We start from the raw sequence: 19,054 nt of genomic DNA, 5'->3' as shown, positions 1-19,054 counted from the left end.
GGTCGATGAGCAGGTACCTCCTGCCGGCCGCCGTCGCGGTGGGGACGGTACTGGTCCCGCTGACGGTCGGCTTCGTGGTGGGGTACCGGACGACGGGTCGGACGAGCGACCGCCTCCGGGCAGGCGCCCGTGCCGGTGGGGTCCTGACCGTGCTCGCCACACTCGTGGTGGGTGCGTCGGGACTGTCGCTGGTGTGGGGGTCGTCCGGGTACGACGTGTCGACGCTGCTGACGCTCATTCCGACGGTGGGACTCGTCTGGCTCCTCCTGGCCGGACTGTACACCGTCAGCGTCTCCGTCCTCGGTAGCGTCGTCGGGGGGTACGTCCGGACACGCTCGATGTACGCTACCACCTGACTCCCGTACGCGAACGCTTAATCCCTGGCCACCCGACCCCTCGGTCATGCTCGAGGGAACGACGGCGCTCGTGACGGGTGCCTCGCAGGGAATCGGTCGAGAGATAGCCACGACGTTCGGGAGCTACGGCGCCAACGTCGTCTGTGCGGCCCGCAGTGGGGACGCCATCGACGAGACCGCCGACATGGTCGCGGATGCGGGTGGAGCAGCCGTCGCGGTGGAGACGGACGTGACCGACGAGGAGGACGTGGCCGCGGTGGTCGCGGCGACGGTCGAGGAGTTCGGTGGGCTGGATTGTCTGGTCAACAACGCCGGCATCGGCGGCCCGGTCGAACCGGTCCACCGCATCGACGCCGACGACTTCCGGCACACGCAGGAGGTGAACGTGGTCGGGCCGTTCCTCTGTGCCAAACACGCCGAGGAGCATCTCCGGGCGTCCGAGCGAGGGAGCGTCGTCAACATCGGCTCCATCGGCGGCAAACGCCCCTACGTCAACCGGCTCCCGTACGCGGCCTCGAAGATGGCACTCGTCGGGATGACGCGGACGCTGGCCTACGAACTCGGACGGGATGGCGTCACCGTCAACACGGTCCTGCCGGGGCCGGTCGAGGGGCCGCGTATCGAGGAGGTCGTCGCGAAGCAGGCCGAACTCGCGGCCGTCGAGCGGGCCGAACCGGCCAGCATGGGCCCCGACGACTTCGCGCTCCCGGACTACATGACCGACGCCGCGGAGGTCGCCGAGCAGGTGGCGTACCTCGCCAGCGAGCGCGGTCGACATATCACGGCACAGGAGATCGGCATCGACGCCGGGATGACCTGGTACTGAGAGCGTGAGGGGGGAGCGTGGCCCTGGTGCTCAGTCGTCAGCCGGTTCGGTCCCGTCGGACTCGGTGGGGTCGTCGACGTCGCCGCTCGCACCCGGCCAGGTCACGTCGCCGGCGAAGTCGACACCCATCCGCTGGGCGGCCCGACTGATCATGTGCGACCCCGTCGGGGCGGTGACGAACAGGAAGACGATGCCGACCAGCGAGACGAGTCCGGCCCCCCGCGGCCCGAAGTAGGCCGTGTTGGCCAGCAGGATGGACGCGGCGCCGATGGTGGTCGCCTTGCTGGTTGCGTGCATCCGGTTGTAGATGTCCGGGAGCCGGACGAGGCCGACGGTCCCCACGATGAGGAAGAAGGCCCCGAGCGCGACGAGCGCGACGACGACAGCCCCTCTGATGGGGCCGACCGTCGGGGGCCCACCGCTCTCCGAGACGAGCACGACGGGGTCGAGGATGCGAGCGAGCGCGGTCGGGGCGATGGTGGTGTCGAACATGGTCACTCGATGATGTCCCCCTCGGTCACGTAGCGCGCGACCGTGATGGTGCTGATGAAGCCGATGATGGCGAGCACGAGCGCCACGTCGGCGAAGAGGCCGCGGGCGGAGAACATCGCGTACAGCGCGGCGATGGCGACCACGTTCGTCCCGATGACGTCCAGCGCCACGACGCGGTCGGGCGTCGTCGGGCCGACGATGACCCGGTAGCCCGCGACCAGCGTGATGGCCGCCGAGAGGACGAGCGCCGCCAGCAGGACGGGGTCGAGGAACGCGGCCTCATTCGCCATCCGACTCACCTCCGTTCGCCGCCGCCCCGGGCGTGCCGCCGTCGGCCGACGGCTGACCGGGGTCGGGGCCGGGAACCGGCGTCGAGGGGTCGCGCCCCTCGAAGATGACCAGCGCGTAGTCCTCCCAGGTCCGGATGGGTGCGACGACGGATGCGTGATCCTGACAGTTGATGGCGTGCACGTACAGCGTGTTGGTCTCGGCGTCGTGGTCCATGGTGAGCGTGCCGGGGGTGAGTGTGATGGAGTTCGCGATGGTGGTGATGGCGGCGTCGGACTCGACGCGGAGCGGGACCGCGACGACATCGGGCTCGATGGGCATCGACGGCGCGAGGACGCGGTAGGCCACGTCGACGTTCGCCGTCAACAGCTCCCGGACGAAGACCGCGATGTACCGGGCAGCGTACGGAACGACCCGGAGCGAGGGGCGAACGGCGAACTCGTCCGCGTAGAACGCCCGGAGCGCGAACGCCGTCGGGAGCCCCACGAGCAGGCCGATGACGAGCTCCTCGGCGATGACGACCAGTCCGCTCGGGAGCGGTGTCGGGTCGACACCGCGGACGAACAGCCACAGGACCGCCAGCGCCAGGCCGTTCGCGAGCCAGCGACGGGTCATCGGCCGTCACCTCCGAACAGGTCCCGGAGGGTCTCGATGTCGTGCCCGCCGCCACCGCCCCCACCATCGCCGGCGAGGGCCTCGCCCGCGGTCGTCGGGTCGACGGCGTCGACGTAGGCGCCCGTGTCGAGGGCGGCGCTCGCGGCCTGCGTGGTGGCCGTGTAGAGCGGGTCGAAGCCGATACCGAGCGCGACCAGCAGGACCGCCAGCGCCAGCGTGCAGGTCACGAGGACGGGGTCGGCGATGCTCGCAGCAGCCGACACGTCGTCACCGTGGCTGTCGTGGTCGTCGTGGGCTCCCTCGTGGCTGCTCGGCACGTCGTCGTGGCCGACGTGGTCGTCGCCGTCGCCCGCCTGCCCGCCGTCCGCCAGCGCGGTGTCCCCCGAATCCCCGCCCGCCCCGGCCAGCGCGGCGACCGCCGCGGCACGGACCCGGGGACCGGGTTCGCCCCAGAAGGCGCGGTTCCACGCGCGGGTGACGTACGCGATGGTGAGGACCGCACCGACGAGCGCGACCGCCAGCGCGACCGGTGCCCCGGCCCGGACAGCTGTGTCGAAGACGAGGAGCTTCGCGAAGAAGCCCGTCAGCGGCGGGATACCCACAAGCGAGAGCGTACCGATGAGGAAGGTCCCCGAGAGGACCGGCGCGGCCTCCGTCAGGCCGCCGAGGTCGGACAGGCGCGTGGAGCCGACGGCGTCCTCGACGGCGCCGACGGCCATGAACAGCAGCCCCTTCGCCAGCCCGTGGTTGACGCTGTAGACGAGCGCGGCCGCGATGCCGAGGGTTCGGACCGCCGGCTCGGTGGCGGTCGCGGCCACCGCGAGCGGGAGCATGATGAATCCGACCTGGGCGATGGAGGAGTAGGCGAACAGGCCCTCCATGTCGGGCTGGTCGATGGCACCGATACCACCGAGGATGGTGCTCGCGGTGGCCATCAGGAAGAGGATGGGCCCGAAGAAGGCCAGGAAGCCCAGTTCCGGGCCCCCCTCGATGCCGGGCAGCGACACCGCGAGGGGTGCGGCCGCGAAGACCGTGAAGTAGAGCCGGATGACGGCGTAGACACCGACCTTCTTCACGACGCCGGCAAGCATCGCCGTCGCCGGTGCCGGTGCGGCCCGATAGGCGTCGGGGACCCAGAACTGGAACGGGACGACGCCCGCCTTCAGCAGGAACACGACGAGCAGCACGGACGAGATGCCGAGGACGGGTGCCGGGTCGATGCCGTACGCGGCGGGTTCGGCCAGCCGGCGGGCCATGTCGGCCATGTTGAGCGTCCCGGTCGTGGCGTAGAGGCCGCCGATGGCCAGCAGCATCACCGCGCTCCCGAGCAGGTTGAGGACGGCGTACTGGAGCGCGGCGCGGGTGCTGTCGGGGCCGCTGTAGAACGCCACCAGCACGTACGAGGACATCAGCATCACCTCGAACCAGACGAACAGGTTGAAGATGTCGCCGGTGAGGAACGCCCCCGTGATGCCGACGACCATGAAGTGATACAGCGCGTGGTAGGAGAGGCGCTGGCCCTCGCGGTCGATGGCACGGACGCTGTAGACGGTGGCGACGAGCGAGACGACCGCCGCGAGCGCGAGCAACAGCACGGATAGCGGGTCCGCCACGAGCGTGATGCCGAACGGGGCGTCCCAGTTCGACACCTGGTAGACGAGGCGGTTGTCCGGGTCGAGCCGGACCGCCCGGAACAGCGCCGCGACGCCGACGACGTAGGCCACGGCGCCTGCGACCGAGAGCGTCCGCTGGACCTGCGGACTCCAGCGCGTCAGGAGCGCGAGGATGGCTGTCACGAGTGCGGCCAGCAGCGGCGCGATGACCACCTGCGACGCCATCAGCGCTCACCTCCGTCGGCGGGGTCGTCCCCGCGGTCCGATTCGGCTCGGCCGCCGTCGGCCCGTGCCTCTGCGGCAGCCGCCTGGGGGCCCTCGAAGGGGTTCGAGGCGAGTTCCTCGAGGTCGATGGTGCCGTTCTCCTCGTAGACGCGGAAGGTGAGGACGAGCGCGAACGCAGTGGTCCCGAAGCCGATGACGATGGCCGTCAGGACCAGGGCCTGCACCAGCGGGTCGGCGAACGGCGCCTCGGCACCGCCTGTCAGGACCGGCGCGTCGGCGCCCTCGGCCCCCGTCAGGCCGAAGCCCATCGTGACGAGGTAGAGGTTGGCCGCCTGCGAGATGATGGTCACGCCCCAGACGACCCGGACCACGTCCCGCCGGAGGACGAGGAAGGTCCCCAGCGCGAACAGCAGGCCCAGCGCGAGCGCGAGGACGACCTCCGTCATCAGGCCGTCACCTCCGTCGGTTCACCGTAGATATCGTGCATTTCGGGTCTGTTTCTCTTGTACTCTCGGTAATTCGGAGTCACGGACTCACCCTCTCGATATTCGACGCCGCTCATTCTTTCCCCACCACCGCGAGAATCGTCAGGAGCGACCCGACGACGACGAAGTAGACGCCGAGGTCGAACGCCAGCGCCGAGGCGTACTCCAGTTCGCCGTACAGCGGGACCCCTTCGAGGAACACCACCGCCTGCGTGAGGAACGGCACCTCGAAGAACATCGCGGCGACCCCCGAGGCGACCGCCAGCGCGAGGCCGGCGGCGAAGGTCCGCTCGTACGCTTCCGTGGGCCCGGATAGCATCCCGTACCCCTCCGCGCGGGTGACGAGGTCCCGACGCACGGCCTCGATGCCGTAGATGACGTACATCAGGACGAACGCCGTCGCCGTGAGGACGCCTGCGATGAACCCCCCGCCCGGCAGGTTGTGCCCCTGGATGAGCAGTGCGACCGCCGTGACGGTGATGATGGGGACGACCGTCCGGGTGACCGTCTTCGCGATGACCGTCGGTTCGCGGTCCAGGCTCATCGGGTGTCACCCCCGTCGGCTGGCTCGCCGTACCCGCCATCGGCCACGGCCGCGCCCTCCTCCTCCTCGGTCGCCTCGGGTTCGTTCACGCCGGCGTCCGTCCGGGCGCGCATCCCGATGAGGGTCAGCACCGAGAGCGCGGCCATCGCGACGACGGATATCTCACCGAGCGTGTCGAACGCCCGGAAGTCGACGAGGATGACGTTGACGACGTTGCTGCCGCCGCCGTAGTCGGCGAAGACCGGCCCGTGTTCGGCCGGCACACCCGCACGGGCGAGGAAGTACTCGAAGATGGGGCCCTCGGGCTGTGCGCTCGTCGCGACGATGACCGTCGCGAAGACGGTGAAGCCGACGAGCGACGCGAGCGCGGCGTCCGCAACCGTCCGGGCGCGGCTCTGTATCTCCCCGTAGTACGCCGGGAGCTTGTCGAGCACGAGCAGGAAGATGACCAGCACGAGCGTCTCGATGACGAGCTGGGTCAGCGCGAGGTCGGGCGCGTTCGCGAGGATGTAGACGATGGCGACCATGAACCCGAGGATGGAGAGCGTGAGCACGCCCGCGATGTGCGAGGGCGCGCGGGCGACGGCCAGCGCGCCGACCACGGCGACACCGAGGACGAGCGCGAGCGGTGCGGAGGGGAGCGCCCCGACCCCGTCGATGGAGATGGCACCCGCCGCGGCGTAGCCGGCGAGCGCGATGGTCGCGGTCGCGAGGAGCAATGGGGCAGCGTACGTCCGGAACGCGCCGCCGTGGACGGCGATGGCGACTCGACGGGAGACGCCGTTCGCCCCCTCGGTGAGCGAGTCGTAGTACCAGTTCGGGCTCGTGTAGGGCACGGCGCGGGCGCGCCGGACACCCGCGTGGAGGCGGTCGTAGAACGGGTACGCGACCGCGCCCAGGGCGATTGTCAGGAGGCTCATCCCGAGGTACGGCGTGAAGGTGAACAGCTTCGGAATCGACAGCTTCAGCGAGTGGGCCTCGACGCCGACCGGGACGCTCGCCTCGAACGCCGACTGGACGATGGCGTCGATGGCGACCTGCGGGACGAGGCCGGCGACGATGGCGATACCCGCCAGCAACGCGGGGGGAGCGAGCATCGACAGCGGCGGCCGGTGGATGTCGACATCCGCGAGGGCGTCGGGCCGGTCGCCGAAGAACAGCGAGAGGAACTTCAGGGAGTAGAGGAACGTGAACACGCTCCCGAAGACGGCGATGGCGGGATAGAGCCAGAACCAGCCGCCGTTGGCCGTCGCGACGTAGTAGGTCGTCTCGAAGAGGAGCTCCTTCGACCAGAAGCCGTTGAACGGCGGGACGCCGGCCATCCCGAGCGCGGCGATGCCCGTGACACCGGCGACGATGGGGAGGTCCTTCCGGAGCCCGCCGAGTTCCGATATCTTCCGTGTGTGGGCCTCGTGCGCGACGATTCCTGCGACGAGGAACAGAGTCGCCTTGAACACGGCGTGGTTGAAGATGTGGAAGGCACCCGTCTCGGCCCCGAGTTCGAGCGCCTCGGCGCCTGCCAGCCCGTAGCCCGCGATGATGAGGCCCAGATGGGAGGCCGTGGAGTACGCGAGCAGTTCCTTGATGTCGGTCGCGCCGACGGCGAGGATGGCCGTGATGGTCATCGAGACGAGGCCGAGCGTCGCGAGCAGGAGCGTCCACTCCGGAACGGCGGGCAGGTCGGGAACGAACAGCGGCCGGAAGCGGCCGACGAGGTAGACGCCGGCCTTGACCATCGTCGCGCTGTGGAGGAACGCCGAGACGGGTGTGGGCGCCTCCATCGCATTCGGCAGCCAGACGTGGAACGGGGCCTGGGCCGATTTGGTCACTGCGCCCACAGCCACGAGCGCGAGCGCGGGCACGAACAACCCGCTTGCGCGAAGGGCCTCGCGGACGGCCTCGCCGTTGGCGATGAGCGAGTTCTCGGTGCCGATGAGGACGAAGGTCCGGCCGGCGACCGTGTCACCGGAGGCGAACGCGAGGACGAGGAACCCGGCGAGCATGAATAGCCCGCCCGCGACCGTGATGAGCATCGACTTGCGCGCGGCGTACTGTGAGTCGGCCTCGCGCTGGTGATGGCCGATGAGGAGAAAGGAGGTGACCGACGTGAGCTCCCAGAAGACGAACAGCGCGAGGAGGTCGGCGGCGAACGCGACGCCGAGCATCGACCCCATGAACGCGAGCAGCGTGGCGTAGTACTTGACGTGGCCGTGCTCGTGGGCCATGTAGCCGTACGAATAGGTGAAGACGAGGACGCCGACGCCGCTGGCGAGGAAGCCGATGAGCAGGGCGAGCCCGTCGACGTAGAGCGTGAGGGTGACGCCGAGCGAGGGTATCCAGGGGAGCTGGACCGCGCCGTGGGCGCCGTACTGGGTCGCGAGCAGGCCGAAACTGCCCGCTGCGACCGCGGCCGCGAAGAAGGCGACGCGCTGGCCCAGCACGCGGAACAGCACGGGGACCAGCAGGGCCGCGACGAACGGCAGGGCGAGCGCGGCCACGAGGGCGCCGGCGTCCGGTTGCACGGTTGCGAGTCGGGCGCGGACAGGCAATAAGGGTTGTCGATTGGGGTCATTCCGGCGGCGAACCGCGCCCGAACACGTATGCTCTCCCCGGCCGTCGTCCCGCCTGGATGGACCGGACCCACGTCGCTGGCGCACTCCTCCTCGCGGTCTGCTTCGGCATCGCGCTCGCCGCGGGCCCGTACGGCGCCGACATCCGCTCGCTGGCGTCGAGCGACGAGCGAGCGGCGTACGCGACGGGAGATATGGACGCCACGGTCCTCGACACCCCGGAGACAGCCCGACTCGACCGCTACACGGAGAACGGAACCGACCGGTACCGGCTGGTGGTCCCCGACGCGACTGTCGACGTGGCGAACGTCTCGGGGCGACCCGTGCTGACCTACAAGCTCCGCATCGATGGCGTCGGCCACACCCGCGGCACCGCACACGTCCTGAGTGCGGCGCAGGAGGGTCCCTTCCGGACCGGGCTCGAACCCTCCACGCTCGCGGCCGACCGCGTTACGAACGGGAGCTACGCTGCCGACCTCTCGCTCGTCGTCCGGAGCGACCGCGGGACGCGCCGTCTCCACGCGTCGAACGTGACCGTACGGGTCACCGACCGAGACCAGCACGACGAAACCTGATATTAATCCACTACAATGCCCGGTTAACTAAGTGGGAAGGTGCCGGATATATGCTATGGGGGAACACGACCGGCTCGCTCGCCCCGACCGCGGGCAGAGTGAGTCGACGGGGGTCATCCTGATCGTCCTCATCGCGTTCATCCTGGGTACGTCCGTGGCGGCGTTCGCCTTCACGACGTTCCAGCGGGAGAGCGGTACCGCACCGAACATCGCCTTCGGCTACCAGTACGAGGACCTCGATGGCGACAGCACGCGTGACCTGCAGCTCGTCATCGAATCCGAGAGCGGCGGCATCGAGGAAGGGAGCGGGTTCGAGGGCGAGCACGTCGTACTTCTCTGCGAGAGCGGCGACTGCGACGGCATCGACGGCAAGACGCTCGACGCCGCGGCGGGCGGCGGGGGCGGTGGCCCGAAGGGTCGTTTCGTCGCCGGAGACACGGTCATGCTCGACGGGTCACCCTCGCCACAGGAGGTCGGCCGGAACGCCGTCCTCCGCGTCCGCTGGGCGGAGCCGAATCCGCAGGGCAAGACCGTCATCGTCGGCGCCTGGAACGGGCCGGACGCCTGAGGCCGACGCACTTCGCCACCTTTTCGACGGCCGCCACGGAACTCTCGACATGGACCGGCTTCGTCAGTCCCTGCTGGACGCGCCGATAATCGAGAAGGACGGCTATCACTACTTCGTCCACCCCATCAGCGACGGGGTGCCGATGCTCCGTCCGGAACTCCTCCGCGAGATCGTCATCAGCATCATCCGGAAGGCCGACCTCGACGTGGACAAGATCGTCACGCCCGCCGCGATGGGCATCCACATCTCGACGGCCGTCTCCCTGATGACCGATATCCCGCTGGTCGTCGTCCGCAAGCGCCAGTACGGGCTGGAGGGCGAGGTGGCGCTCTCGCAGGTCACCGGCTACTCCGAGTCCGAGATGTACATCAACGACGTGGAACCGGGCGACCGCGTCCTCGTGCTCGACGACGTGCTCTCGACCGGTGGCACGCTGACGGCCATCACGGGCGCGCTCGACGAGATCGGCGCCGAGGTCTCGGACGTCGTGGCCGTCATCAAGAAGGTCGGCGGTGAGAACCGGCTGGACGCCGAGACGGACTACGACGCCAAGACGCTCATCAACGTCGACGTCGTCGACGGCGAGGTCGTCATCGTCGACGAGAACGGCGACGACTGACCTGGCCCGAGGCGCTGCCACGCAGCGCGGGACGACGCGCGGCACAGCCCTCGAGATGTTGCCACGAACCGTCCTGCAGGAACCGAGCACGAGGGCCTGCGGCACGCGGCTCCCAGTGCCGTCCAGACAGCGTCCGGTGGTGGGGTAAAGCTATTGTTCGGTGTCGTGTAGCACGGACGAATGGAACTGGGGGTCTACTCGCGGCCGCTGGCCTATCTGCTCATGCTGGCAGCCGTCGTCGGCCTGCTCGTTCTGATCCTGTTCGTCTATCTGACCGTCTGAGTACGACCCCTCGCCATCGGCTCCCGCTCCAGGAACCCCACGTTCGACGGCGAAGCTGGCCCTCGTCCCGGAACTCGCCGACCGTTCGCTCCAGCAGCCGACGCTCGGATGCCCCTGTCCGAAGCCGCGTAATCGCCGCCCGGTAGTGGTAGTCGTCGGCCACAGGGCCGAGTGCTGTGTTCTGGTATGTGACGTTCGACCGGGAAAAGTGGAATATGAGTGGACCTGGCCGAAGAATTCAGCTATACTCTCGGAAAATCGTTAGTAAATCTCGAGTAGCGGGAGGACGATTTGAACGTCCGATCTCCGGGTTATGAGCCCGGCGGAATCTCCTGGCTATCCCATCCCGCTACCAACTCGTAACGCGACACCCCGGTTAAGGGTTGTGCTATCGCCGCCGGAGTGGAACGAACTCACACACGGCGGCGGGACGAGCGGCCACCGACTCACGTATCCATCTCGTGGACGCGCCAGGTCACCAGACTCTCCGCGACGTAGTTGATGCTGAGGCCGATGCCGATGCCGATGCCGTTGGCGAGCGTCGGCCAGATGTCGCCGCCGGCGACGACGAGCGTGATGTCCGTCCACGAGGTGAGCACGAATAGGGTGGCGAACGCGACGGCCAGCCCCACGGACCGGACGAGGTGGGACTTGAGCCAGCGTCGGACGAGCGCGACCGGGCCCGCGCCGCCGTGGTCCGCGAACGTCCAGTTGTCGTTGAGCAGGAACATCAGGGTGATGGAGGCCTCGGCGCCGACCGCTTTCGCGAGCAGCGGCTGGCCCGCCAGCACTGCCTCGACGACGAAGCCGCCGGTGAGTATCGCGACGATGACGGTCTCCAGCGAGGCGCCGGCGACGCCGACGGAGACGAACTGGCCGATGCGGCCCGCCGAGGCGAGTGCCCGGAGCCGGGCACGCAGGAGGTCGGCGACGCTCACGGTTCCTCCCGGTCGACGAGGGCGGTCTCGTCTGCACGCCGGCGGGCGATAGCATCGTGCAGGCGGCTGTCCTGCAGGCGCTTGGCCCGGTGGCGCGCGACGAACAGGGCGGTTCCGAGCGAGATGGCGGTGTCGACGGGGTCGACGGTCGAGCCGGGCTGGTCCTCCCACTCGATGGGGACCTCCAGCACTCGCAGCCCGAGCGCGCCAGCCATCGCGATGAGTTCGACGTCCCAGGCGAAGCCGGCCTCGTACAGGTGCGGGCGGACGCGTTCCCAGGCGTCGGCCGAGATGGCCTTGGCGCCACACTGGTAGTCGTAGCAGTCGGCGTCCAGCAGGCGGCGCGCGAGCCACGCGAAGCCGTCGCCGAGGCGGCGTCGCGCGAGGGTCTGGTGGCCCACGACCTCGGAGTCCGGATGGCGCCGCGACCCGACCGCGAGGTCGGTGCGGCCGTCGAGCACCGGCGTAACGACAGTCGCGAGGCTCTCGGGTGGGGTGGAGCCGTCGGCGTCCGCGAAGGCGAGCACGTCGACCTCGTCCGCGAGGGCCTCGAAGCCGGCGGTGATGGCGGCGCCCTTGCCGCGGCGCTCGCGGGCGACCGAGACGACCACGTCGGGGAGGCGCTCACGGAGGGTGTCGGCGGTGCCGGCGGTGGGCGCGTCGAGTTCGATGCGGAGGGCGGTGGGGTCGAGCGCCGTGCGGCAGGCTCGGACGTACGCGGTGAGTCGGTCGACGTCCGGCCGGTAGGCCGGCACGACGAGCCCCAGCGACCGGTCAGCCATCGCCAACGGGTCGGAAGCGGGGGAGCAAAAGCCGTTCGACTACGGTCACGCGCCGTCGAGTGGCTCGACGACCGCCGAGAGGCCACAGAACGCGAGGGGGGCCGCCGCGTCCGGCTGGTCCTCGAGGACGCGAGAGGCGGCCGTGTCCACGGAGTCACGTCGAGCGGCCAACTCGGCCGCGGAGGGCGAGACGCTCGCGTGGCCCGACTGGCTGGTGGTCCCGCCGCCGTCAGGGACCGGGCCGGAACCGTCGTCCGGCGACGAGAGGCCGAACGAGGCGTCCGTCACGTCGGCCATCCCGAACTCGTGGGTCTCGTCCTGCTCGTCGACCGCGACCCAGTCGGCCGACCCCCCCACGTCGCCGGACGCGGGTTCGTCACTGCTCGCGACGGCGACGGCCGAGGCGACGCCGAAGTGGGCGTCGGCGGTGGCGTCGAGTTCGACGGTCCGCCGGACGAGTTCGACTGCGGGGTCCGTCTCCGGGGTCTCCGTGCTGTAACACGTCACGCTGGGGCGTGCACCCGGACGCCTGGGCACGACGAGGACCGTCTGCCCGGCGATCTCGGTCTCGCCCGTGCGCTCGGTTCTGGTCCCCGACGTCCGCTGGTCGATGACCAGCACGTCGGCCCGCCTGGCCGCCGCGACCGCCGCCCGGGAGACCTCGCTGGGGAGCCGGTCGACCAGCCGTTCGGGGCCACTCGCCGTGACGGCGAGCCCCGGGGTCGAACCGGACGTCCACGCACCACCGGTTGCCATACCTGGGTCGAGGAGCCAGACCAGTATAACCGGTCGCACTAGTTCGAACCGTTCTGAACCGTTCACCGGCCAATAGTGGCCCGTTAAAACCGCGAGAACGGTGGGAAAGACGTATGTTCGACGCCACCCGTCCCACGGTCGAATGGAGTACCTGCTGGTCGCCGTCTGGCTGGTGACGTATCTGGCGCTGGGGCTGGCGGCGCTGCCGGCGGCCGCGTGGCTGTTCCCGCGGTTCGCCGACCGCGGGGCCGCCTTCGCCCTGCCGCTCGCGCTCGCGGTACTCGGTATCGTCGGCTATCTGGTCGGGCAGGTCGCCTTCGGCTGGCCGGCCCTCGTCGCCGGCCTGCTCGCCCTCGTCGGTGCCTCCTATCTCGCCGGGGACGTGGAGATCGACCGTTCGGGTGCCGTCGAGGCCGCGGCCGTGTTCGCCGTCGGCTTCCTGTTCGTCGTCGGCGTCCGCGCGTTCGACCCCGCTGTCCACCCCATCGGCGGCGAGAAGTTCCTCGACTTCGGCCTCCTCAAGTCGCTCCTGCGGACGGGGGCCGGGATGGGCACACTCGCGCCCGAGGACATGTGGTTCGCGAACGAGTCGGTCCAGTACTACTACGGCGGCCACATGCTCGCGGCCCTGCTGACGATGCTCACCAGCACGGCCGCCCGGTTCGCCTACAACCTCGCGCTCGCCGGGTTCTTCGGCGCGCTCGTCGTCTCCGCGTGGGGTATCGCGAGCAACGTCGCCGCGGTCTATGGTGCCCCCCGCCGCTTCGCCGGCGCGCTGGGCGCGTTCTTCGTCGGTATCGCCGCGAACCTCCAGACGGCCGCGCTCGCCGTCCTCTGGTTGCTCCCCGACGGTCTCGCTTCGGGGCTCGTCGCCGCCGCCGGCCTCCCGTCGGACATCACGACCTGGACGCCGGCGGACTTCTCCTACTGGTCGGCCTCCCGGGTGATTCCGGGCACCATCAACGAGTTCCCCCTGTTCGCGTGGCTGAACGGCGACCTCCACGCCCACATGATGAGCACGCCGTTCACGCTGCTGCTCGCGGCCATCCTCTTTGCCTACTGGCGGACGCCGGAGGCGGACCTGACCCGTCGCCGGCTCCTCGTCTTCGGCCTCGTCCCGCCGCTGGCGGGCTTCATCGCCGTCGTCAACACGTGGTCGTTCCCGACGGCAGCCGGGCTCACCTTCCTCACGCTGACGTTCGCACCCACGCGCCCGTCGACGCTCCTCCCCGACCGGGTCCGTGGGCGGCTCCCGGACCTCGCACGGGCGGATGGTGGGGTCGCGGCGGGCACCGGGACCGAATCCGCCGAGTCCGACGACGCGCCCACCGATGTCGGCCTCGGCGACCGCCTCCGCGAGGAGGCGCTGCGCTCGGGGCTCGCACTCGGCCTCGCGGCCGGGATGCTCGTCGTCGGGGTGCTCTGGGCACTCCCGTTCTGGCTGGGGACCGCCAGCGGCCGGTCCGTCGGCTTCCTCCCCGGCCGGAGTTCGCTGGGCGGCCTCCTGCTCGTCCACGGCGCCTTCGTGCTGGCGTTCGGGGCCTACCTCGGTCGCCGCGTCGGGCGCGACCTCCGGGGCGTCGAGCAGCCGCTCCTGACGGCACTCGTCTCGACGCTGTTCTCGGTCGCGGCCATCTCCGTCCCGCTGTACGTCATCTCGCTCCCCGTCGGCAGCGGGCTGCCGGCCTCGCTGCTCCTGCTCGGTGCGGTGCTCGTCGTCGGGAGCCGGCTTGACCCGTTCGCGGACCTCTCGCTCCCGGTGCTGCTGGCGCCGTATCTCGTCCTGACCGCGTACGCGATGGGGTTCGCCGCACTCGCGCTGTTCGGCCCACTACTGGCAGCCGGCTGGGTCCTCCTCCGGCTGGACCGTGACGTGGGCTACGAGACGATGCTCGTCGTCGCCGGCGCCGGCCTCGTCGTCCTCGTCGAGTTCCTCTACGTCATCGAGCGCGCCGGGCCCGAGCGGTTCAACACCGTGTTCAAGACCTACGCGCAGGTGTGGGCGCTCTGGGCGCCCGCGATGGGCGTCGTCCTGACGCGGCTGGCCTTCGCCGGGCGCTGGTCGTTCGACGCGCCGAACGCCGACACCTGGCGCACGCTCGGCCGCGGGCTCGCGGCCACGCTGGTCTTCCTCTCCGCCCTGTACGCCGGCTTCGCCGTCCCCGCTCATTTCAACGCGGGCGGCCCGCAGTCGCTCGACGGCAAGGCCTTCGTCGCGGAGTCACACCCGGCCGAGGCCCGCGCCATCGCCTACATCGACGGGCTGGAGGGCCAGCCCAACATCGTCACCGCGGCCCCGGCGGGCTACCGGTGGAACCCCCAGGCCGGGAAGGGCGCCGCCGCTCCTGCCTCGCTGACCGGGGTCCCGACCGTTGCGGGCTGGTTCCACGAGGTCGGCTATCGCGGGCAGGAGCCGTACCAGAACCGCGTGGACGATGTCGAGACCATCTACACCGGGAACACTGCCCAGCAGGTCGAACTGCTGGACGCGTACGACGTGGAGTACATCTACTACGGGCCCGCCGAGCGCAACCGCTACGATGGGACCACCATCGGCGTCCTCCGCCAGCACGAGGCCATCTCCGTGGTCCACCGGTCCGGCGGCAGCAACGGGGTCGCCATCCTCCGGGTCGACCAGTCGAAATTATAGGACTGTAGCGGTTTTTGAGCCAGTTTCTCGGTTTCACTACGCTCTCAGGACGACGGCAACGACGACCAGTACGAAGCCCTCGCACTCTCGCCCTTCGAGTCCGCTAGGAGACAGATGTTCCACGGGCCCCCCGCCCCTGCCCTCCCCCGCGTCGCGCGTGGTTCGCGGGTCCGCGCTCGGCCACGCGCTCCCGACCGGAGAATGATTGCCCGGCCAGCTGGTTCCGAGACCAGGAAGCGCGCGAGCGCCACCGGTCGGCGGCTCCCGAGCCAACGGCGAGGGGCCGCCACCTCACCGGCGCTCGCGCGGGGAGGTTTGGGGATACTAGCGCTCCGCTGGAACCACCACGCGCGAACACTCGATGCGACAGGCAACAGGGTGGGACTGAAATGGGCCGCCTGTCTCGACCCTCCCCCGGCGATGTAAGGACCGCAGGCCGAACGTAGTGAGGCCGAGGACCGCAGCGAGCCGCGGGAGGGTCGAGCGGGCGGGGGCTTTCAACAGATTTCGTCCGACGCCAGGTCCATACTACCAGGCCATATTTACCACAAATTCCAAAATCATACAGATATGCCCAGAATTAAGAAGATAAAAAGACGATAGAAATATTATTTTGCCTCCATGCTACAACGACACCGTTTAGCGCGGCCCCCTGCGACCTTCGAACAACGAATGCGGGTCCTCAACTACCTCGAACTGGAGGACCAGTTGGAGCGCAGCGGCATCGGTACCAGTACCGCCCACCAGCGGGCGGCGCTGGCCGACACCGAGCACGTCGTCGAGACCTCACCCTGGGCCGGCGGCTCCCCGCTCTCGGCAGCGGGCCGCCGCCTGCTCGGCGACCGCTTCTTCCGCGAGTACGACCTCGCGCACTGCAACGTCATCGGGCCCGGGAGCGTCGCCGTCGCGCGCCACGCGAAGCGCAACTCGATTCCACTCGTCCTGCACGCCCACGTCACCGCCGAGGACTTCGCCGAATCGTTCCGGTTCTCCTCGCGGGTGACGGGGCCGCTCCGGCGCTACCTGAAGTGGTTCTACTCGCAGGCCGACCTCGTCCTCGTGCCCTCGGAGTACACCCGCTCGAACATCGCGTCCTACCCCGTCGACGCGCCCATCCGGCAGATCACGAACGGCGTCGACGCCGAGCGCCTCGAGGGCCACGAGGACCTGCGCGAGGAGTACCGCGACCGCTACGACATCGAGGGGATGAGCGTGTTCACCGTCGGCAGCGTCTTCGAGCGCAAGGGCCTGACGACGTTCTGCGAACTCGCGCAGGAAACCCAGTACGACTTCACCTGGTTCGGCCACGTCGACGAGGGGCCACACGCCTCCCCCGTCGTCAGAGCGTGGACGAACGGCCCGCCCGAGAACGTCACGTTCACCGGCTGGGTCGATGATATCCGCGGCGGCTACGGTGCCGGCGACGTGTTCCTGCTCCCGACGAAGGACGAGAACCAGGGCATCGTCGTCCTCGAGGCGATGAGTTGCGGGAAGGCCGTCGTCCTGAGCGACATCCCCGTCTTCCGCGAGTTCTACACCGACGGCGAGGACTGTCTCATGTGCTCGTCGTTCGAGGAGTACGTCGAGGCGCTGGACCGGCTGGCAGCGAACCCGGACCTCCGCGAGCGACTGGGCGAGAACGCGAAGGAGACCGCCGCCGAGCACTCCCTGGAGCGCGTAGCCCGGGAGCTCGACGATGCCTACCGCTCGGCGGCGGGCGCCGACGCCGGAGCCGAGTAACAGACCGCGTCGACGAGCCGGTGGCTCCGGGGTGTGAGAGCGAGAGAGATGGAGTGCTCCGGTTCAGGCAGTGCGGGACTCGACGACCTCGAGGACCTCCCCCTCGATATCGGCGAGCCCACCTGTCGGCCGGACGAGGACGTGGCCACAGACGGCACACGCGACCTCGGTGGCGGCCTTCCCGAAGACGGTCTGTTCGTTCTCGCAGTCCGGACACCGGACCGAGACGAAATCTCCCGCCATTATTCGGTCAACTCCAGCTTGCCTGCTCGCCATCCCTCGCGGAGGTGGGCCTTCCCACAGTCCGAGCAGCGGTAGCGCAGGTCGGTCTTCTTGGTGGGCTTGTCGCCACCGGGCACCTTCGAGAAGCGCCCGGCGTTCCCGATGACGCTCTTGCCCCGACGGGTCCGGCGCGCGTCCCACTTCGTGCCCGAGGAGCGGCCCGTTCGGACCTTCTCCACCTCGTGCTGGTGGTGGGCGTTGCAGTGTGGACAGTACGTGTTGAACCGGCGTGGCATCTCCATAGGTTGTCGGCGGTAGCACATCGGACGGTAAAACGGGTTCGGTTCCGCGACAGCCTCCACGGGTGGCACGACCTGAGGCCACCGACGCGAGCTATATCTACCGGTACGGCGTACCGGAACCATGCGGCCACCGATTGGGTGGACTGTGGAGGGGGCATGATAACCGACTCGACAGCGCCAGTTCGTGTCGTCCAGCTCGTCACGAGGGGCGAACGACCGTCCAGAACTCGGCACACGGAGGCCACCGACCGCCCGGACCTCGGCGACACGACGGGGCTCGTGGTCGTCCGGACGACCGAGGACCCGGAGCGTGCTGTGGCGGCAGTGACGGCTGACGAGGCCGACTGCGTGGTCGCCCTGGGTGCCGACCCGGAAGCAGCACTGGACGCCGTCCGCGCGGACACGGCCGACATCCCGTTTCTCGCCGTCCTCCCGCGGGACGACCGGGTCGGGGCGCAGGGACTCCTCGCAGCGCCCGCCACGGACGTGGTGTGGGCCGACGACGAGTTGCTGCCGGAGTTCGTCGCGCGCCGGGTCGCGGCCCTCGTCGCCGCTGCGGACGTGAAGACGCTCCGCCGGGAGCGTGAGCAGGTCGACCACGCCCTGGACAGCCTCATCGACCTGTTCTACGTCATCGACGCCGACGGGCGGATGGTCCGGTGGAACCGACGGTTCAACGAGCGCTGGGGGCTCACGGACGCGGAGATCGCCGAGACGTGGCCCTGGGAGTTCCTCGTCGAGGACGACTGGGCTGCCGTGCAGGAGGCCATCGGGCAGACACTGAGCGAGGGCCGGGCGTCCGCCCGCGTCCGGGCAGCACTCCCGGACGGCCGGACGCCCACGCTCGAACTGCAGGGCCGCCGGCTCACCGACGACGACGGGAACATCCTCGGGCTCTGTGGGACCGGGCGCGACATCTCCGAGCAAGCGGCCCGCGAGGACAGCCTGCGGGCCCGCAACGAGCAACTGGACGAGTTCGCTGCGGTACTGAGCCACGACCTCCGGAACCCGCTGTCGGTCGCCATCGGCTCGCTGGATATCGCCCGGGCCGAGCGGGATTCCCCGGACCTGGAACGAACGGCCGACGCGCTCGCCCGACTGAACGACCTCATCGACGACATCCTCACGGCCGCACGGCAGGACCGGACCGTCACCGACTCGGTCCCCGTCTCGCTCCGCGCCATCTCGCAAGCGGCCTGGAACAGCGTGGCGACGGGCGGGGCGACCCTGGAGGTGACGACGGACATCGTCGTCCGGGCCGACCCCACGCGCTTCCGCCGTGTTCTGGAGAACCTGTTCCGGAACAGCGTGGAACACGGTTCCACGGAGAGCCACGAGGTCATCGTCACGGTGGCCGCGCTCGCGGGCGAAGCCGGAGCGGCGGGGTTCATCGTCGCCGACGACGGCCCGGGTGTCCCCGGAGCGGACCGCGAGCGCGTCTTCGAACGGGGCCACTCCACGGGTAACGGGGTCGGGCTCGGGCTGGCCGTGGTCAGGAGCCTCGCGGAGGCCCACGGCTGGCGCGTGACGCTCGGCGACGGTCAGGGGGCTCGCTTCGAGTTCCACGATGTCGACGTGGTTCGCCCCGGGAACTGATGGGCCTCGC

Annotated in this window: 19 protein-coding genes, 1 tRNA gene and 1 pseudogene; 8 read left to right on the top strand and 13 right to left on the bottom strand. The window is 69.7% G+C overall.

The window, feature by feature from the left end:
* Nucleotides 1-5 precede the first annotated feature (5 nt).
* Nucleotides 6-356 (top strand): DUF5518 domain-containing protein, encoded by a 351-nt coding sequence (locus NL115_RS02650; RefSeq protein ID WP_254831674.1) that lies wholly within the window; start codon nt 6-8, stop codon nt 354-356.
* A 46-nt stretch (nt 357-402) separates the two neighbouring features.
* Nucleotides 403-1,182, top strand: a complete 780-nt coding sequence (locus NL115_RS02645; protein WP_254831673.1) for an SDR family NAD(P)-dependent oxidoreductase — start codon at nt 403-405, stop codon at nt 1,180-1,182.
* Between the two features lie 30 nt (nt 1,183-1,212).
* Here NL115_RS02645 and mnhG read toward each other — a convergent pair whose 3' ends face one another.
* From mnhG to mbhE, 7 genes and pseudogenes are all read right to left on the bottom strand, one after another.
* Complete coding sequence (gene mnhG, locus NL115_RS02640) at nt 1,213-1,674, bottom strand: monovalent cation/H(+) antiporter subunit G (RefSeq protein ID WP_350355335.1); 462 nt, start codon at nt 1,672-1,674, stop codon at nt 1,213-1,215.
* Nucleotides 1,675-1,676: 2 nt separating this feature from the next.
* Nucleotides 1,677-1,964, bottom strand: coding sequence for an MrpF/PhaF family protein (locus tag NL115_RS02635; protein WP_254831672.1), 288 nt, complete (start codon nt 1,962-1,964; stop codon nt 1,677-1,679).
* Nucleotides 1,954-2,577 (bottom strand): Na+/H+ antiporter subunit E, encoded by a 624-nt coding sequence (locus NL115_RS02630; protein WP_254831671.1) that lies wholly within the window; start codon nt 2,575-2,577, stop codon nt 1,954-1,956. The genes NL115_RS02635 and NL115_RS02630 overlap by 11 nt, the downstream gene beginning before the upstream one ends.
* Nucleotides 2,574-4,415, bottom strand: coding sequence for a complex I subunit 5 family protein (locus NL115_RS02625; RefSeq protein WP_254831670.1), 1,842 nt, complete (start codon nt 4,413-4,415; stop codon nt 2,574-2,576). Before NL115_RS02625 ends, NL115_RS02630 begins: the two co-directional genes overlap by 4 nt.
* A 107-nt stretch (nt 4,416-4,522) precedes the next feature.
* Nucleotides 4,523-4,861: pseudogene (locus NL115_RS02620) on the bottom strand (sodium:proton antiporter); the annotation flags it as partial.
* 112 nt (nt 4,862-4,973) lie between these two features.
* On the bottom strand, nt 4,974-5,444 hold the full coding sequence (locus NL115_RS02615; protein ID WP_254831669.1) for an MnhB domain-containing protein: 471 nt from the start codon (nt 5,442-5,444) through the stop codon (nt 4,974-4,976).
* The gene (mbhE, locus tag NL115_RS02610) at nt 5,441-7,966 is read right to left on the bottom strand and encodes a hydrogen gas-evolving membrane-bound hydrogenase subunit E (protein ID WP_254831668.1); all 2,526 of its coding nucleotides are present in this window, start codon (nt 7,964-7,966) and stop codon (nt 5,441-5,443) included. The genes NL115_RS02615 and mbhE overlap by 4 nt, the downstream gene beginning before the upstream one ends.
* Nucleotides 7,967-8,073: 107 nt before the next feature.
* Between mbhE and NL115_RS02605 the strand changes: the two genes are divergently transcribed.
* From NL115_RS02605 to hpt, 3 genes are read left to right on the top strand one after another with little or no spacing between them, the layout of a single operon-like run.
* A complete protein-coding gene (locus NL115_RS02605) occupies nt 8,074-8,589 on the top strand; it encodes a hypothetical protein (RefSeq protein WP_254831667.1) in 516 nt (171 codons plus the stop codon).
* 55 nt (nt 8,590-8,644) lie between these two features.
* Entirely contained in the window at nt 8,645-9,157 is a 513-nt protein-coding gene (locus NL115_RS02600; protein WP_254831666.1) for a type IV pilin, read from the top strand.
* A 49-nt stretch (nt 9,158-9,206) separates the two neighbouring features.
* A complete protein-coding gene (gene hpt, locus NL115_RS02595; RefSeq protein ID WP_254831665.1) occupies nt 9,207-9,776 on the top strand; it encodes a hypoxanthine/guanine phosphoribosyltransferase in 570 nt (189 codons plus the stop codon).
* Nucleotides 9,777-10,334: 558 nt separating this feature from the next.
* On the opposite strand, the gene NL115_RS02590 is transcribed toward hpt, so the two are convergent.
* The 4 genes from NL115_RS02590 to NL115_RS02575 form a co-directional block, all read right to left on the bottom strand.
* Nucleotides 10,335-10,409 (bottom strand) — tRNA-Met (locus NL115_RS02590).
* Between the two features lie 95 nt (nt 10,410-10,504).
* Entirely contained in the window at nt 10,505-10,996 is a 492-nt protein-coding gene (locus NL115_RS02585) for a GtrA family protein (RefSeq protein WP_254831664.1), read from the bottom strand.
* Nucleotides 10,993-11,778 carry a glycosyltransferase gene (locus NL115_RS02580; protein WP_254831663.1) on the bottom strand — a complete coding sequence of 262 codons (786 nt, stop codon included), beginning with the start codon at nt 11,776-11,778 and terminating at the stop codon, nt 10,993-10,995. The genes NL115_RS02585 and NL115_RS02580 overlap by 4 nt, the downstream gene beginning before the upstream one ends.
* Nucleotides 11,779-11,823: 45 nt before the next feature.
* Entirely contained in the window at nt 11,824-12,534 is a 711-nt protein-coding gene (locus tag NL115_RS02575; protein WP_254831662.1) for a hypothetical protein, read from the bottom strand.
* Between the two features lie 142 nt (nt 12,535-12,676).
* Between NL115_RS02575 and NL115_RS02570 the strand changes: the two genes are divergently transcribed.
* The gene (locus tag NL115_RS02570) at nt 12,677-15,184 is read left to right on the top strand and encodes a DUF2298 domain-containing protein (protein WP_254831661.1); all 2,508 of its coding nucleotides are present in this window, start codon (nt 12,677-12,679) and stop codon (nt 15,182-15,184) included.
* Nucleotides 15,185-15,856: 672 nt separating this feature from the next.
* Complete coding sequence (locus NL115_RS02565) at nt 15,857-16,924, top strand: glycosyltransferase family 4 protein (protein WP_254831660.1); 1,068 nt, start codon at nt 15,857-15,859, stop codon at nt 16,922-16,924.
* A gap of 63 nt (nt 16,925-16,987) precedes the next feature.
* Here NL115_RS02565 and NL115_RS02560 read toward each other — a convergent pair whose 3' ends face one another.
* Both NL115_RS02560 and NL115_RS02555 read right to left on the bottom strand, forming a co-directional pair.
* Nucleotides 16,988-17,167: a 30S ribosomal protein S27e gene (locus NL115_RS02560; protein ID WP_254831659.1), complete on the bottom strand. Its 180-nt coding sequence runs from the start codon at nt 17,165-17,167 to the stop codon at nt 16,988-16,990.
* Nucleotides 17,167-17,448 (bottom strand): 50S ribosomal protein L44e, encoded by a 282-nt coding sequence (locus NL115_RS02555; RefSeq protein ID WP_254831658.1) that lies wholly within the window; start codon nt 17,446-17,448, stop codon nt 17,167-17,169. The genes NL115_RS02560 and NL115_RS02555 overlap by 1 nt, the downstream gene beginning before the upstream one ends.
* A 156-nt stretch (nt 17,449-17,604) precedes the next feature.
* On the opposite strand from NL115_RS02555, the gene NL115_RS02550 reads away from it, so the two are divergent.
* Complete coding sequence (locus NL115_RS02550; RefSeq protein ID WP_254831657.1) at nt 17,605-19,044, top strand: sensor histidine kinase; 1,440 nt, start codon at nt 17,605-17,607, stop codon at nt 19,042-19,044.
* Nucleotides 19,045-19,054 lie beyond the last annotated feature (10 nt).

Source organism: Haloglomus salinum (genome assembly GCF_024298825.1).
Taxonomy (GTDB): Archaea; Halobacteriota; Halobacteria; order Halobacteriales; family Haloarculaceae; genus Haloglomus; species Haloglomus salinum.
The sequence above is the reverse complement of the archived record's forward strand: the minus strand, read 5'-3'. Positions and strand labels throughout refer to the sequence as shown.